Origin of the sequence: Lysinibacillus fusiformis (genome assembly GCF_003049525.1) — a bacterium.
Classification (GTDB): Bacteria; Bacillota; Bacilli; order Bacillales_A; family Planococcaceae; genus Lysinibacillus; species Lysinibacillus fusiformis.
Map to the genome: position 1 here is coordinate 1 of NZ_PYWL01000017.1, position 13,646 is coordinate 13,646.

General features: G+C 38.6%; 15 protein-coding genes and 1 pseudogene. 5 read left to right on the plus strand and 11 right to left on the minus strand.

What is annotated here, in order from left to right:
• The 3 genes and pseudogenes from C9J29_RS21745 to C9J29_RS21750 all read left to right on the plus strand — a co-directional run.
• A partial coding sequence (locus C9J29_RS21745; RefSeq protein ID WP_141395400.1) for an IS3 family transposase occupies positions 1–95 on the plus strand: 95 nt, incomplete at its 5' end.
• 19 nt (positions 96–114) lie between these two features.
• Positions 115–309 (plus strand): annotated as a pseudogene (locus tag C9J29_RS25195) (protoglobin domain-containing protein); the annotation flags it as partial.
• Positions 292–1,074, plus strand: coding sequence for a methyl-accepting chemotaxis protein (locus tag C9J29_RS21750; RefSeq protein ID WP_374189244.1), 783 nt, complete (start codon positions 292–294; stop codon positions 1,072–1,074). The pseudogene C9J29_RS25195 and the gene C9J29_RS21750, both read left to right, overlap by 18 nt.
• 46 nt (positions 1,075–1,120) lie before the next feature.
• Here the strand turns inward: C9J29_RS21750 and C9J29_RS21755 are convergent, their stop codons facing one another.
• The 5 genes from C9J29_RS21755 to adh form a co-directional block, all read right to left on the minus strand.
• A complete protein-coding gene (locus C9J29_RS21755) occupies positions 1,121–1,600 on the minus strand; it encodes an acyl-CoA thioesterase (RefSeq protein WP_089986405.1) in 480 nt (159 codons plus the stop codon).
• A 68-nt stretch (positions 1,601–1,668) separates the two neighbouring features.
• Positions 1,669–3,096, minus strand: a complete 1,428-nt coding sequence (locus tag C9J29_RS21760; protein WP_036147902.1) for an aldehyde dehydrogenase family protein — start codon at positions 3,094–3,096, stop codon at positions 1,669–1,671.
• Positions 3,097–3,136: 40 nt separating this feature from the next.
• Positions 3,137–4,105, minus strand: a complete 969-nt coding sequence (locus C9J29_RS21765) for a DUF4003 family protein (protein ID WP_089986406.1) — start codon at positions 4,103–4,105, stop codon at positions 3,137–3,139.
• Positions 4,106–4,438: 333 nt separating this feature from the next.
• Positions 4,439–4,798, minus strand: a complete 360-nt coding sequence (locus C9J29_RS21770) for a DUF779 domain-containing protein (protein ID WP_036121675.1) — start codon at positions 4,796–4,798, stop codon at positions 4,439–4,441.
• Positions 4,799–4,819: 21 nt separating this feature from the next.
• Entirely contained in the window at positions 4,820–6,340 is a 1,521-nt protein-coding gene (adh, locus tag C9J29_RS21775; protein WP_069483192.1) for an aldehyde dehydrogenase, read from the minus strand.
• A gap of 239 nt (positions 6,341–6,579) precedes the next feature.
• On the opposite strand from adh, the gene rluF reads away from it, so the two are divergent.
• Both rluF and C9J29_RS21785 read left to right on the plus strand, forming a co-directional pair.
• Positions 6,580–7,281 carry a 23S rRNA pseudouridine(2604) synthase RluF gene (gene rluF, locus C9J29_RS21780; protein WP_036121681.1) on the plus strand — a complete coding sequence of 234 codons (702 nt, stop codon included), beginning with the start codon at positions 6,580–6,582 and terminating at the stop codon, positions 7,279–7,281.
• Between the two features lie 22 nt (positions 7,282–7,303).
• Positions 7,304–8,023: a DUF6904 family protein gene (locus C9J29_RS21785; RefSeq protein WP_096365621.1), complete on the plus strand. Its 720-nt coding sequence runs from the start codon at positions 7,304–7,306 to the stop codon at positions 8,021–8,023.
• Between the two features lie 41 nt (positions 8,024–8,064).
• Here C9J29_RS21785 and C9J29_RS21790 read toward each other — a convergent pair whose 3' ends face one another.
• The 6 genes from C9J29_RS21790 to C9J29_RS21815 all read right to left on the minus strand — a co-directional run bounded on the left by C9J29_RS21790 (position 8,065) and on the right by C9J29_RS21815 (position 13,356).
• Entirely contained in the window at positions 8,065–8,562 is a 498-nt protein-coding gene (locus C9J29_RS21790; RefSeq protein WP_089986408.1) for a cupin domain-containing protein, read from the minus strand.
• A gap of 116 nt (positions 8,563–8,678) precedes the next feature.
• The gene (locus C9J29_RS21795) at positions 8,679–9,386 is read right to left on the minus strand and encodes an ABC transporter ATP-binding protein (protein WP_025116481.1); all 708 of its coding nucleotides are present in this window, start codon (positions 9,384–9,386) and stop codon (positions 8,679–8,681) included.
• Complete coding sequence (locus C9J29_RS21800) at positions 9,386–10,165, minus strand: ABC transporter ATP-binding protein (RefSeq protein WP_025116482.1); 780 nt, start codon at positions 10,163–10,165, stop codon at positions 9,386–9,388. The genes C9J29_RS21795 and C9J29_RS21800 overlap by 1 nt, the downstream gene beginning before the upstream one ends.
• Positions 10,165–11,100, minus strand: coding sequence for a branched-chain amino acid ABC transporter permease (locus tag C9J29_RS21805; RefSeq protein ID WP_089986409.1), 936 nt, complete (start codon positions 11,098–11,100; stop codon positions 10,165–10,167). Before C9J29_RS21805 ends, C9J29_RS21800 begins: the two co-directional genes overlap by 1 nt.
• Before the next feature lie 12 nt (positions 11,101–11,112).
• Positions 11,113–11,988 carry a branched-chain amino acid ABC transporter permease gene (locus tag C9J29_RS21810; RefSeq protein ID WP_012296114.1) on the minus strand — a complete coding sequence of 292 codons (876 nt, stop codon included), beginning with the start codon at positions 11,986–11,988 and terminating at the stop codon, positions 11,113–11,115.
• A 147-nt stretch (positions 11,989–12,135) separates the two neighbouring features.
• A complete protein-coding gene (locus C9J29_RS21815) occupies positions 12,136–13,356 on the minus strand; it encodes an ABC transporter substrate-binding protein (protein WP_089986410.1) in 1,221 nt (406 codons plus the stop codon).
• Positions 13,357–13,646 lie beyond the last annotated feature (290 nt).

Sequence of the window (13,646 nt, forward strand, 5' to 3'; positions counted from 1 at the left end):
ACTATATTCACTACTACAATCACAAACGAATGAAAGAAAAATTAAAAGACCTAAGCCCGGTGGAGTACCGAACTCAGGTCTTAGCAGTTGCTTAACTAAATATGTCTAACTTTTTTGGGTCAGATCAAAACCCATGTTCGAATTGGCTTACAATCCAAATGGTATATAGCATCCTTCCAATCCCTTACTTCTACGTTCACAAATTTTGTGAATGAAGTGGATATCTCAAAGCATGATGCCATTCGTGCAATTAACGCGTTTTGCAAAATCATTAATTTTGAGCAACAGCTTGTGATCGAGGCATACGAAAAAGAGGAAGATCGTATTCGAACAGCCGCTGATCAAACGAAAAACGCCCTTGTTACGACAATTCAAAGTACAGCTGAGGAGCTTAACGCCATTAGTGAAGAGACAGCTGCATCGTTGTTAGTCATTTCCTCGCAAACGGATGATATTGCAGAGGCAACCAAGCAGGGATTAAGCTTCGTTGCAGATACACAGGAGAAATCAAGACGTGGGCAACATCAGCTGAAAGAGCAAAATGATTTAATCCAAGTTATTTTACAAAGTGTCAACAGCCTTGAGATAACTATGAATCAGTTACGTACCTCCTCTCAAAAAATTTCTGAGATTGTAGGACTTGTCACGGGCATTGCTGATCAAACAAATTTATTAGCTTTAAATGCGTCTATTGAGGCAGCTCGAGCAGGGGAACATGGAAAAGGCTTCGCGGTAGTAGCAGAGGAAGTACGGAAGCTTGCTGAAGAAACGAAAAATGCCGTGCAAAATGTGTCACATCTCATTAAAGAAACTGAAAGTAATATTACAACAATGGCAAATTCAGTTATTAATGTTGATCAAAAAATTCAACATAGCGTCAATACGCAAGAAAACCTATCTAAATCATTTAATGATATAGCTGATGCCGTATCCGGCATTCAACAACAGTATGTTCATACATCTAGAGATATTTCAGCCATTTCTAATTTAATTACTGAGCTATCACAAGGGGCTACACTTGTTTCCTCTTCTTCTGATTCACTTATTAATGTAGTTAATGAATTGAATATGTAATATAACAAAGGGAGCTTCACCTAAAGCGGTGGAGCTCCCTTTAACCTTAATGTGGCAATGCACGCTTTTGTTTACGATGCTCTCGTCTTGCAGGCCCTGTTTCAAATAAACGTTTTTCCTCATCTGTTTCAGGATAAATGGCAGGTACAGGTACCGGTTTTCCTTCTTCATTTACTGCAACCATTGTTACAAAGGATTCTGTCGTTAATTTTTCCTCACCAGTCTCTATATTGCGAGAAATAACGCGAACATAAACCTCCATTGAAGAACGTCCTGTAGAGGAAACTATACTTTCAATTTCAAGAATATCTCCTACATGGGCAGCCGATAAAAAATCAACTGAGTCTATTGAAGCTGTGACTACAAGTCCCTTCGCATGTTTCATCGCTGTAATAGCAGCAATTTCATCAATATAAGCTAACACTCTTCCACCGAAAATGGAATTGTGATTGTTTGTGTCTGGAGGTAATACGAGACGTGATTGAACCGTACGTGATTGGCTCATGGGTACAGCATTGTTTGTCATATTTCTTGTAACTTCCCTTCATGTATGTTCTTTCGTCATCGTATCGTAGAAAAAGAGCTTATGCAAATTTAGAACGATTTTTTCATCGTAATAAATTTCATGTCTGTCATTTCCTCAATGGCCCATTTAATTCCCTCTCGCCCATAGCCACTCATCTTCACACCACCATATGGCATATTGTCTACACGGAATGTCGGAACATCATTTATAATGACAGCACCTGCCTGTAATTCATCGGCTGCATATAAGGCATCTGGTAATACATTCGTGTAAATACCTGCATTTAAGCCAAGGTCCGACTCATTGACAAGTCGAATTGCGTCATCTAATGTTTCATATGAAACAATTGAGACGATTGGCGCGAAAGTTTCCTGACAAACAATTTTCATATCAGCCGTCACATTCGTCATAACAGTCGGCGTTAACGTCCGTTCTGTAAATACTCCTCCAGTTGCAATAACTGCTCCTTGTGCCTGTGCTTCTTCAATCCACTCTTTAATTCGTCCAACCTCATTCGGGTTGATCATAGCACTTACATCTGTGTTTTTATCTAAAGGATCTCCTACTACAAGCTTTTTAGTTTCCGCAACAAATGCCTCCGTAAATTCATCAATAATAGAAGAATGTACATAAATGCGTTGTAACGAAATACATACTTGTCCAGCAAAGTTAAAGGCACCGCTCACACACCGACTTATAATTTTAGTAAAAGGCGTCGATGGTTCGACAATGACAGCTGCATTAGAACCAAGCTCTAAAGTTACTTTACGTAAACCAACTTTTTCTTTAATGCCTAATCCAACTTTACCACTGCCTGTAAACGTCACCTTTTTGACGTGAGGATGTGTAACCAAAGTATCGCTAAGCTCACCACCACTTCCTGTCACAATTTGCAACGCTCCATCTGGCAAACCTGCTTCACGGAAAATCTCTGCCATAACGAGAGAACTTAATGGTGTTTGAGTTGCTGGCTTTAAAACAACTGTATTACCTACTGCAAATGCCGGCCCTAATTTATGGGCCACTAAATTAAACGGAAAATTAAACGGTGTAATAGCAGAAATTACCCCCAATGGCTCTCTCTTTGTCCAGCCTATACGATCTCCTGCTCCAGGTGCCGCATCCATCGGTACAGTTTCGCCTTTTGGTTGTTTGGCACCCTCTGCTGCAAATTGATAAGTGGCAATGGTACGATCAATTTCCGCTAACCCTGCCGTCAAAGGCTTTCCTGCCTCTAACGCTAAAATCTCTGCAAATTCTTCTTTTCGTTGTCGCATTAAATCGACAACTTTATATAAAATTTCGGCACGCTCGTAGGCTGTCGTCTTTTTAAACGAAAGGAATGCTTGCTGTGCACCATCGATTGCTCTCTCCACATCTTGTATAGATGCCTTTGCCACTTGAGCAATCACCTCACCACTATATGGTGATTTTAGCTCATAGCTTTCCTTTGCATCTTGCCATTGACCGTTAATCCACAGTTTTGTTTCCTTCATCCTTCAAATGCACCTCCAATAATTGTTCTCCCTCATTCTATCACGAAGAGCTCGAACTCGATGCAATAGCGGCTGCACTAACTGCCGCTATCATTGCAGCATGCTGAGCTTGAATTAATAATTCAATAGATGACATAATCGTCATAGACAGTGATTTTTGTACTTTCGCCATATCATAAATGGCGATTTGTACAGCCATAAAGAGAACAAATTCACGATGCCATTTTAATAATTTTAAATCCTTTAATTCATGATATAAATGTATAACTTCTTGCAATTGGTGATGAGTAAGATCTAGTAAGGCTAAAAATCCAAGTAAGGGATAATGCATGGCCTTTACTTTGACATCTTGATTTTTAAGCACATCTCGAATGGTCACGACATTGGGCACTAGTTGACGATCAAATTGTGGAGATAGGAAGGTTAATACTTGTGACAACCATTGCAGCTCATTTCCTGCATTAAAATTATATGTTCGTAATTCTTTATAATAGCGATTCATCGTTTCTGCACGTATTTCCACATCATCAGATGGACTACTTAGTAACACAGCGTATGGAATATCTTCATAGGATGTTAAAAATGGATGATGTTTACGAATGGCATCAAATAAAGCTCTAGCTGCATATGCATGCGCGTTTTTATCCTTTTCGTCCTCTGTCAAAAACTGAGCAGCAATATAACTAAAGTTACCGCTTCTAAATTTCGCTTCCTTTAATGCATTCACATTCGTTAATAAATTCATTACTGCTTTTTCAGCATCCGCATGCTCCATTAAATTAGCAGCTATGCTATAGCCTACCGTAGTTCTTAAGGGAGACATCCACGAGGATTGCTTCTTCATTTCCTGTAAAATATGTTTGTATTGGACCGCATCAAATGTTTTCCCTGACGCAACAAACGTACTAGCTATAGCTAAAACAATTTTACGATCCACTGTCCATCCCGCAGCCTTCGAAACATCTTCTACCGTATTTGTAAATTGATTTTCTATCATCACGTAATCCATATTTAGCACGCTCCTTTACCCATTTTACGTTACATAATGCGAGAAAGATTCATCCCATTTGTAACAATTAACATAAAAAGTAAACTTAATTTAATATATGTTACCCCATTTTTTTGATTTAATAGGAAATATTAAACAAATACGAAAGGAGGAACTACTGTTGATCGCAAAAACCACTCGGAAGTTAATATTTACCGTGACCTTAAAAGAACGTTTACAGCTATTTTTATTTTTACGAAATTCGTCTAACAATATAGCTTTACATACCCTTTTTTCTAAAAATTAATGCAAAAAGACAGCGGCAAAGTTTTTTGCCGCTGTACAAATGACTCGTTATATTAATCCTAGCTCCTGTAACTCCTCTGATGTGAAGGCTCTCGATCTTGTTAAAAAACGTTTTCCTTCAACGCCCTCTAATGAAAACATCCCACCTCTACCTTCCACTACATCCAGTATGATTTGAGTATGTTTCCAATAATCATATTGATTTTTATGCATATAAAATGGAGCTCCACCTATTTCGCCCAAACATATATCCTGATCACCTAATAGCAAGTCTCCGTCTGGATAACACATAGGGGAAGAACCATCACAGCATCCGCCTGATTGATGAAACATAACAGGCCCATGCTTCTCTTTTAATAGCTCGATGAGTGCCAGCGCTTCTGCCGTGGCTAATACACGTTCAATCACGCTCATGCACCTCCCTATGGATTAGAAGAAACCAAGTTTATTTTCGCTATAGCTAACTAATAAATTTTTCGTTTGTTGGTAATGAGATAGCATCATTTTATGATTTTCACGACCAACGCCTGACATTTTGTAGCCACCGAATGCAGCATGTGCAGGATAAGCATGGTAGCAGTTTGTCCAAACACGACCTGCCTCTATTTCACGACCGAAGCGATAGGCTGTATTAATATCTCTTGTCCAAACACCTGAACCTAAGCCATACAGTGTATCATTCGCAATTTCTAATGCCTCTTCTTTCGTTTTAAACGTAGTAACAGCTACAACAGGACCAAAAATTTCCTCCTGGAAAATACGCATTTTATTATGTCCTTTAAAGACAGTAGGTTTAACGTAGTAGCCATTTTCAAAGCCTTCCCCTACATTATTTTTCTCCCCACCGATTAGACATTCTGCACCTTCTTGCTTACCGATATCTAAATAAGAAAGGATTTTTTCCAGTTGCTCGCTTGAAGCCTGCGCTCCCATCATTGTGTTTGGATCAAGCGGATTACCAACTTTAATAGCTTCTACTCGTTGTAGTACACGTTCCATAAATTTATCATAAATAGATTCTTGAATAATTGCACGTGAAGGGCATGTACATACTTCCCCTTGGTTCAGAGCAAATAATACGAAACCTTCGACTGCTTTATCTAAAAATTCGTCGTCCTTATCCATAATATCCTCAAAGAAGATATTAGGTGATTTACCACCAAGCTCTAATGTAACTGGGATCAGGTTTTGAGACGCGTATTGCATAATCAAACGACCAGTTGTCGTCTCACCAGTGAAAGCAATCTTACCGATACGTGGATTAGATGCAAGCGGTTTCCCAGCCTCTAAGCCAAAACCATTCACAATATTTATGACACCTGATGGTAATAAATCTTCTATTAGTTCCACAAGCACCATAATGGATGCTGGTGTTTGTTCTGCAGGTTTTAATACGACACAGTTTCCAGCAGCTAGTGCTGGCGCAAGCTTCCATACAGCCATTAATAACGGGAAGTTCCAAGGTATAATTTGACCTACTACCCCTATTGGCTCATGGAAATGATAAGCAACTGTATCGTTATCAATTTGGCTTACAGAGCCTTCTTGAGCACGTAAAGCTCCAGCAAAATAACGGAAATGATCAATGGCAAGAGGGATATCTGCATTTAAAGTTTCACGTACCGCCTTACCGTTATCCCATGTTTCGGCAACGGCTAGCTTTTCTAAATTTTGCTCGATACGGTCCGCAATTTTAAGTAAAATGTTTGCACGTTCTGTCGGTGATGTTTTTCCCCACGCATCTTTAGCAGCATGTGCTGCATCAAGTGCCAGTTCAATATCCTCAGCTGTGGAACGTGCTACTTGTGTAAAAACTTGTCCAGTAACAGGAGTGACATTATCAAAGTATTGACCCTTCACTGGAGGTGTCCATTCGCCACCAATATAATTATCATATTTCTGTTTGAATTGAACGACCGATCCTTCAGTGTTTGGAAATGCATAAACCATTTTACTTCTCCCCTTTACACAATTTAATGAGACTATCTACAAAAAACATTATTTTATAGCGAAATAACCATATTTTCATAGAAATCCTCTCATCTAATATATTGTCAGAAACAAATAATAATTTCAACTTTTTAAAAAATTTTTCAAGCAATTTATTTTTACTAGAAAAGTATATAGAATTCACGGTTTGTATAACGTTAAGGTATACTTAAAAATAATATTAGATTTAGGAGAACAATATGCGTATTAATAAATATTTAAGTGAAACAGGCATTATATCACGTCGTGGCGCTGATAAGTGGATAGCCGAAGGAAAAGTTACAATTAACGGCGAACCTGCGACAGTTGGAAGTCAGGTTGAGAATGGCGACATTGTTTGCGTTGATGGAAAAGAGGTAAAGAAAGAACAAAAGCTTGTCTATATAGCTTTAAACAAGCCGGTCGGCATAACAAGCACAACGGAACGCCATATAAAAGGCAATGTCGTTGATTTTGTAAATCATCCTTTACGAATTTTTCATATTGGGCGTCTCGATAAGGAATCGGAGGGGCTATTGTTATTAACTAATGATGGCGATATCGTCAATAAAATTCTTCGCGCTGAAAACCATCATGAAAAAGAATATATTGTTCAAGTAGATAAACCTATAACAGAGCAATTTATTAACAAGATGGGCGCAGGTGTAGATATTCTAGATACAACGACCTTACCTTGTTATGTTGAAAAGATCTCAGACAAAGTTTTTAAAATCATTTTGGAGCAAGGCTTAAATCGTCAAATACGCCGGATGTGTTCAGCTCTTGGCTACTCGGTAAAGCGTCTACAGCGTATTCGTATTATGAATATTAAGCTTGGAAATTTAAAAGTAGGCCAATGGCGGGACCTAACTGATAAAGAGCAGGCAGAGCTATTCAAACTACTGAATTACACACCAAAATAAGTATAAGAGGAGGGCGAGGACGATGATTTCCATTCAAAGCACAGAACAGTTAACAGGTGTACAAATTTGCGGAGATTTTTGGGATTTAGATGAGCTAATCAACGCTATTTACAAAGTAACTGGTGATGCCAATAAATACTATGATTATCAAGGTCCTCGACTCCGTATTTTAAGCGTTTGCTATAAACTGAGACATGCTATGCTTGGGGAACACCAACTAGAGTTTGTGAGTAACGGTGTTAACAAGAACACCCTCACACAACATGAACTTATTTTCCCCAATAAAAACATCTATTTCGCTACAGATATTCTTTGGCCTGAAATTATCTTTAGCGCTATCGCTTTAAACGATTTTATCGATCTACACCTGACAATAAACAATGCATCTATTTGGAATCATGAGATAGCGACGATTCGTAAATTTCAAGCTGCTATTGCAGATTGTTTAGAACAGGAAGTGAAAGAAGAGGATTATGGAGTCTTTTTAACAATGCTACAGGCAAAAAGCCCTTTAACCTTCCTTTTCGCCACACAGTATGTGGATGTTCTGAATTTAGAATATATCCAATTAAATAAAGAAGAACGTAAAGCTCAGCTAGCTGCATTTGCATTACGCTTACTTGTAGAGGATCATGAATATGTAGCACTTAAATCACTCCTAATGGAAGCCGCGATTGCCACGAAACAACCTTTACACGCCATACAAATGCAGCTTAGCTATCCGGAAGAAATTTTATGGTAAACAAACAACGCCGTCTCACAATGAATGAGACGGCTTATTTATTATTTAATCGTTTGGTAAGCCATTTTACGAATTACAGCCTCATGCTGAGGGTAATCTGCTAAAAGCTCGTCCTGTGTAAACAATTCGAAATCCTCAAAGTCAAAGCCTGGGGCAACCATACATCCCACTAAACTAAACGTATCTGCTTCCTCCACCGATGATCCAAATATCGTATTTTTAGGGACCACAATTTGTGGTATCTCCCCCGCTTCTACGTTCAAGCCAAGCTTCTTCGCTTCATATGTTCCATCTGGAAAAATCATATGGACTGTAAGCGGACTACCGGCATGGTAATACCATAGCTCATCTGACTGCAAACGATGTAGATGTGAAATGTCCTGTGAGCGAAGTAAGAAATAAATACTCGTATAAATAGGTCTCTGAACATCTCTTACTGCAATATCTTCTGCAGCCCGAAATGAAGAAATATAATAGCCTCCTTCAGGATGTTCGGCTAAATTTAGTTGTTGAATAAAATATTGTGCTGAATAGTTCAAAAAACATCACTCCTTTTTTCCACCTTACCAAAAATGAATAGTAAAATGCTACCTTCGATTATTCAGTAGGAAGAACAACGAAAAAGGGCCTCTCCTTGTTGAGACGCCCTTCTCCATTATAAACCACCCAAATAAGCTGCTTTTACTTCTTCACTTTCTTGAAGCTCTTTAGCTGAACCAGATAAAACAATACGCCCTGTTTCGAGCACGTATGCACGGTTAGCGACAGACAGTGCCATATTGGCATTTTGCTCAACAAGCAATACTGTTGTCCCCTCTTTATTCACCTGTTCAATAATATTGAAAATATTTTTAACCATAAGCGGCGCGAGCCCCATTGAAGGCTCATCCATTAATAGCAATTTGGGCTTTGCCATTAAGGCACGACCCATCGCAAGCATTTGCTGTTCCCCACCAGACAATGTTCCTGATAGCTGTTTACGACGCTCCAATAGTCTAGGGAATAACTCAAAAACATGGTCCATATCTTTTTTAATTCCTGCTTTGTCATTACGCAAATAGGCACCAAGCTCTAAATTTTCTTCTACGGACATATTGGCAAAAACACGACGTCCTTCTGGAACGTGGGAAATCCCCGATTTAACAATAGTTTGGGCTGCTTTCCCCGCAATAGAGAAGCCTTCGTATTCAATAATGCCACCTTTTGGTTTTAATAAGCCTGACAATGTTTTTAACAATGTACTTTTCCCAGCTCCGTTTGCACCGATTAATGTGACAATTTCACCCTCATTTACTTCTAAAGAGAGGCCCTTCAATGCTTGAATGTTACCATAATAAACATCTATATTTTGTACTTTTAGCATTAGCCGATAACCTCCTCACCAAGGTACGCTTCAATTACCTTTGGATTGTTGCGAATTTCTTCTGGTGTCCCGTCAGCAATTAATTGTCCATGATCGAGTACATAAATACGCTCACAAATACCCATTACTAAGCTCATATCATGCTCAATCAGTAATATCGTTAAACCAAACTCCTTACGTATAAATGCAATTAATTCCATTAAATCATGCGTTTCCTGCGGATTCATCCCGGCAGCTGGTTCATCCAATAATAATAGCTTTGGATTTGCCGCTAATGCACGGGCAATCTCTAATCGTCTCTGCATTCCATATGGTAAATTTTTAGCTAACTCGTTCATATAGACATCTAAACCAAAGATTTTTAAAAACTCTATGGATTGAAGCTCCATTTCGGCCTCACCCTTGAAATGCGTGGGTAAGCGAAAAATCGATGACCACATCGAATGCTTAGCAAGCGAATGGTTGGCTACTTTAACATTGTCTAGAACAGATAGCTCTTTAAATAGACGAATATTTTGGAATGTACGGCTTATTCCCTTTTGTGTTACTTGGTAAGGTGCAAGCCCGTTTAATTTCTGTCCGCCAAATGTGATGGTCCCCTCTGTTGGTGTATATACCCCTGTCAGCATATTAAAGCTAGTCGTTTTCCCAGCACCATTGGGACCGATTAAACCCACTAATTCACCTTGATTGAGATACATATTAACACCCTGTACTGCCTTTAAACCACCGAATTGAATCCCCATGTTTTCAACATTAATAAGAAGGTTTCCAGTCATTATTTTGTACCTCCTTTTTTACCAAACTTAAATAAATCCGTAATTTCTTTTGTTCCCATTAATCCTGTTGGGCGATAAAGCATTACGATAATTAGTACTAAACTGTAAATAATCATACGAGTCTCTGGGAAGTTTGCTAGATACGTCGATACGATCGTTAAGAAAACCGCAGCGATCACGGAACCTGAAAGACTTCCTAAGCCACCAAGTACAACGTAAATTAAAATATCAAATGATTTTAAGAAACCGAAAGTTGTCGGCTGAATAATGTAAAAGTTATGGGCAAAAATTGCACCTGCTAGCCCAGCAAAGAAAGATCCAATCGCGAACGCGACAACCTTATAGTAAGTTGTATTAATTCCCATCGCATCTGCTGCAATCTCATCTTCGCGAATAGAAATACATGCGCGACCATGACGCGAATTTGTAAAGTTTGAGATGACAAGAATCGTTAATACGACACCAAAGAATGCATACGTCCAGTTAGATAAATATTTAACCTGCATCCCTGCAGCACCGCCAACATAATCCGTATTTAAGAAAATAATACGAATGATCTCCGCAAATCCTAAAGTCGCAATTGCGAGATAGTCCCCTTTTAAACGAAGTGTCGGAATACCTACAATTAGACCTGCGATAGCTGCTGCCGCTGCTCCTAATAAAATCGCCAGTGGGAATGGTAACATGAGCTTCGTCGTAATAATCGCTGACACATAGGCTCCAACAGCTAGGAACCCGGCATGCCCAATCGAAAATTGACCTGTAACCCCAATTACAATATGCAAACTAACAGCTAGCATAATGTTAATACACATCGTAATCAGCATATTTTTATAGTACATATCAATGACTTCGGTCGTAATCAATAATTGCACAACTGCATAGATGACTAGCGCTAATACGGCATAGCCCCAGAAAACTTTAGACTTTTTCATATAACCGCTCACCTACACTTTCTCACGGGCATTTTTACCAAAGATACCCGATGGTCTGAATATTAAAATCAAAATTAAAATAACGAATGCCGCTGCATCTCTCCATAAAGAGAAGCCAAGAGCACTTACTAAAGATTCTACAACGCCTAGTAACATACCACCGACCATAGCGCCAGGAATAATCCCAATCCCACCAAGAACAGCTGCGATAAACGCTTTAACTCCTGGTATAACACCCATTAACGGGTCAATTTTCGTATAATACACACCGAAGATAACACCGGCTGCACCAGCTAAAGCCGAACCAATTGCAAATGTTGCAGAGATTGTATTATCAACGTTAATCCCCATTAAACGTGCTGCATCCGCATCATGAGAAACGGCACGCATGGCTTTCCCGATTTTTGTTTTATGTACGATGAATTGTAAAAGAATCATCAGTACAACAGCGACTGATAAAATTAAAATAGAGGTACTACTAATTTGTACGCCTAAAATATCAAAAGACTTATTTTTGAACACTTCAGGATACGCTGCCGGTTGAGCCCCTCTGAAGAAAATCGTTGTATATTCAATTAATAACGATACGCCGATCGCTGTAATTAATGCCGCAATACGTGTTGCATTTCGTAATCGTTTATAGGCGATCCGTTCAATTAAAACACCAAAAATTGCGCAAATGAGCATCGCCAATAATAATGCTGGGAAAAAGCCAAGCTCCCATTTAGCAATTGCGTAAAAGCCGATAAATGAACCAATCATGAAAACGTCACCATGGGCAAAGTTAATCAGCTTGATAATACCGTATACCATCGTATACCCTAGCGCTATTAACGCGTAGATACTTCCTAGTGAAATACCATTCACAAGTTGCTGTATCCATTCCATACGCATTCACTCCTTTGAATTTTCTGAAAAATGAGAAATTTGTACATGCATCGATACTAAAAAGTTATGTTTTATGCTGCTATTCTAGTTATCTAAAACAGAAAAAAGGAAGGCGTGTTTACCCGCCTCCCCCTTGCTTACAAAACATTAAGGATTAACTTTAGAGTTGAACACTTGTTTACCGTCTTTAAATTCAAGAACTGTTGCTGTTTTAATTGGGTTATGGTTTTCGTCAACTGAGAAAGTACCTGTTACTAAAGAAAGATCTTTTGTTGCAGCTAATTCATTTTTAATAGCTTCCCCATCTGTAGAACCTGCACGTTTAATGGCATCAGCAATGTAGTAAATAGAGTCATATCCAAGTGCGTTGAACGCATCAGGTGCCTTATCACCATTTGCCGCTTTAAATGCCTTTACAAAGTCTTGAATTTTTGGGTCTGGATCTTCTGCAGAATAGTGGTTAGTAATATACGTATTATTTAATGCATCCTTGCCCGCTAGATCCACTAAAGTCGGTGAATCCCAACCATCAGCCCCCATTAAAGGTACATCAATACCCATTTCACGGGCTTGTTTAACAATTAAACCAACCTCTTCATAGTATCCAGGGATAAAGATAAAGTCTGGATTCGATGCTTTAATATTTGTTAATTGTGTACGGAAGTCTGTATCCTTGGCTACATAAGCTTCTTCCTTCACAATTTTTCCACCACTTTTAGTAATCGTTTCTTTAAAGGACTTTGCTAAACCTTTTGCATAATCAGATGCGTTGTCAGCAAAAATAGCTACGTTTTTTGCACTTAGCTCACCTGAAGCGAAGTTAGCTGCCACAATCCCTTGGAATGGGTCAATAAAGCATGTACGGAATGCATACTCGTTAACGCTGCCATCCTCATTTACCGTAATATTTGGGGCAGTCCCAGAACCAGTAACAATAGGGATTTTATTTTGATTGGCAATTTGAACCGTTGCTACTGTATTTCCTGAAGTTGCAGGAGCTAGCATTGCTACTACTTTATCTTGCGTTGCTAGTTTAATAGCTGCAGCTGTAGCCTCAGAGTTTTCGGATTTATTATCTACTTTAATCAGTTCAATCTTCTTACCATCAATACCACCAGCATCATTTATCTCTTTTACAGCCAATTCTGCGCCCAGACCGATTGAAGAACCATAAGATGCTACATTTCCTGAAAGCTCTAGGTTTGCACCAATTTTAATTGTATCGCCATCAGATGAACCACCGCCTGATGATGGGCCACCACCTGAACTTGAATCGTCTCCGTTACCACAGCCAGCAAGTACACCAGCAAGTAAAGAAGATGCTACTAATAGTGAACCGAACTTCTTAAGCTTTTTACTCTCTTTCATAATTAGATTCCCCCTGAAGATTTCTAAAATATTAGATATTTCTGATAATTATAAACAAATAAATTCATTTCCTCAATAGCAAAAATAATTATTTATAACTACCTAAAAACGACAGAACAATATTATTCATTTATGACTTTTACATTGTAAAACATTCTTTATATTTAGTCTAGAGTGATTTTTCAGTATAATTAGTTATTTAAGAATTATCTTTCAATTCAGTTTATAGTGTAGTACAAAACTATCATATGCGATTATTTTTTTAAGATAAGGTTTTGGCTGTTCTTCAT

Bases quoted from the DNA above. Each gene is read 5' to 3' on its own strand.
- C9J29_RS21755 (WP_089986405.1), bottom strand. From the start codon at position 1,600: ATGACAAACAATGCTGTACCCATGAGCCAATCACGTACGGTTCAATCA.
- C9J29_RS21760 (WP_036147902.1), bottom strand. From the start codon at position 3,096: ATGAAGGAAACAAAACTGTGGATTAACGGTCAATGGCAAGATGCAAAG.
- C9J29_RS21765 (WP_089986406.1), bottom strand. From the start codon at position 4,105: ATGGATTACGTGATGATAGAAAATCAATTTACAAATACGGTAGAAGAT.
- adh (WP_069483192.1), bottom strand. From the start codon at position 6,340: ATGGTTTATGCATTTCCAAACACTGAAGGATCGGTCGTTCAATTCAAA.
- rluF (WP_036121681.1), top strand. From the start codon at position 6,580: ATGCGTATTAATAAATATTTAAGTGAAACAGGCATTATATCACGTCGT.
- C9J29_RS21785 (WP_096365621.1), top strand. From the start codon at position 7,304: ATGATTTCCATTCAAAGCACAGAACAGTTAACAGGTGTACAAATTTGC.
- C9J29_RS21795 (WP_025116481.1), bottom strand. From the start codon at position 9,386: ATGCTAAAAGTACAAAATATAGATGTTTATTATGGTAACATTCAAGCA.
- C9J29_RS21800 (WP_025116482.1), bottom strand. From the start codon at position 10,165: ATGACTGGAAACCTTCTTATTAATGTTGAAAACATGGGGATTCAATTC.
- C9J29_RS21805 (WP_089986409.1), bottom strand. From the start codon at position 11,100: ATGAAAAAGTCTAAAGTTTTCTGGGGCTATGCCGTATTAGCGCTAGTC.
- C9J29_RS21810 (WP_012296114.1), bottom strand. From the start codon at position 11,988: ATGGAATGGATACAGCAACTTGTGAATGGTATTTCACTAGGAAGTATC.
- C9J29_RS21815 (WP_089986410.1), bottom strand. From the start codon at position 13,356: ATGAAAGAGAGTAAAAAGCTTAAGAAGTTCGGTTCACTATTAGTAGCA.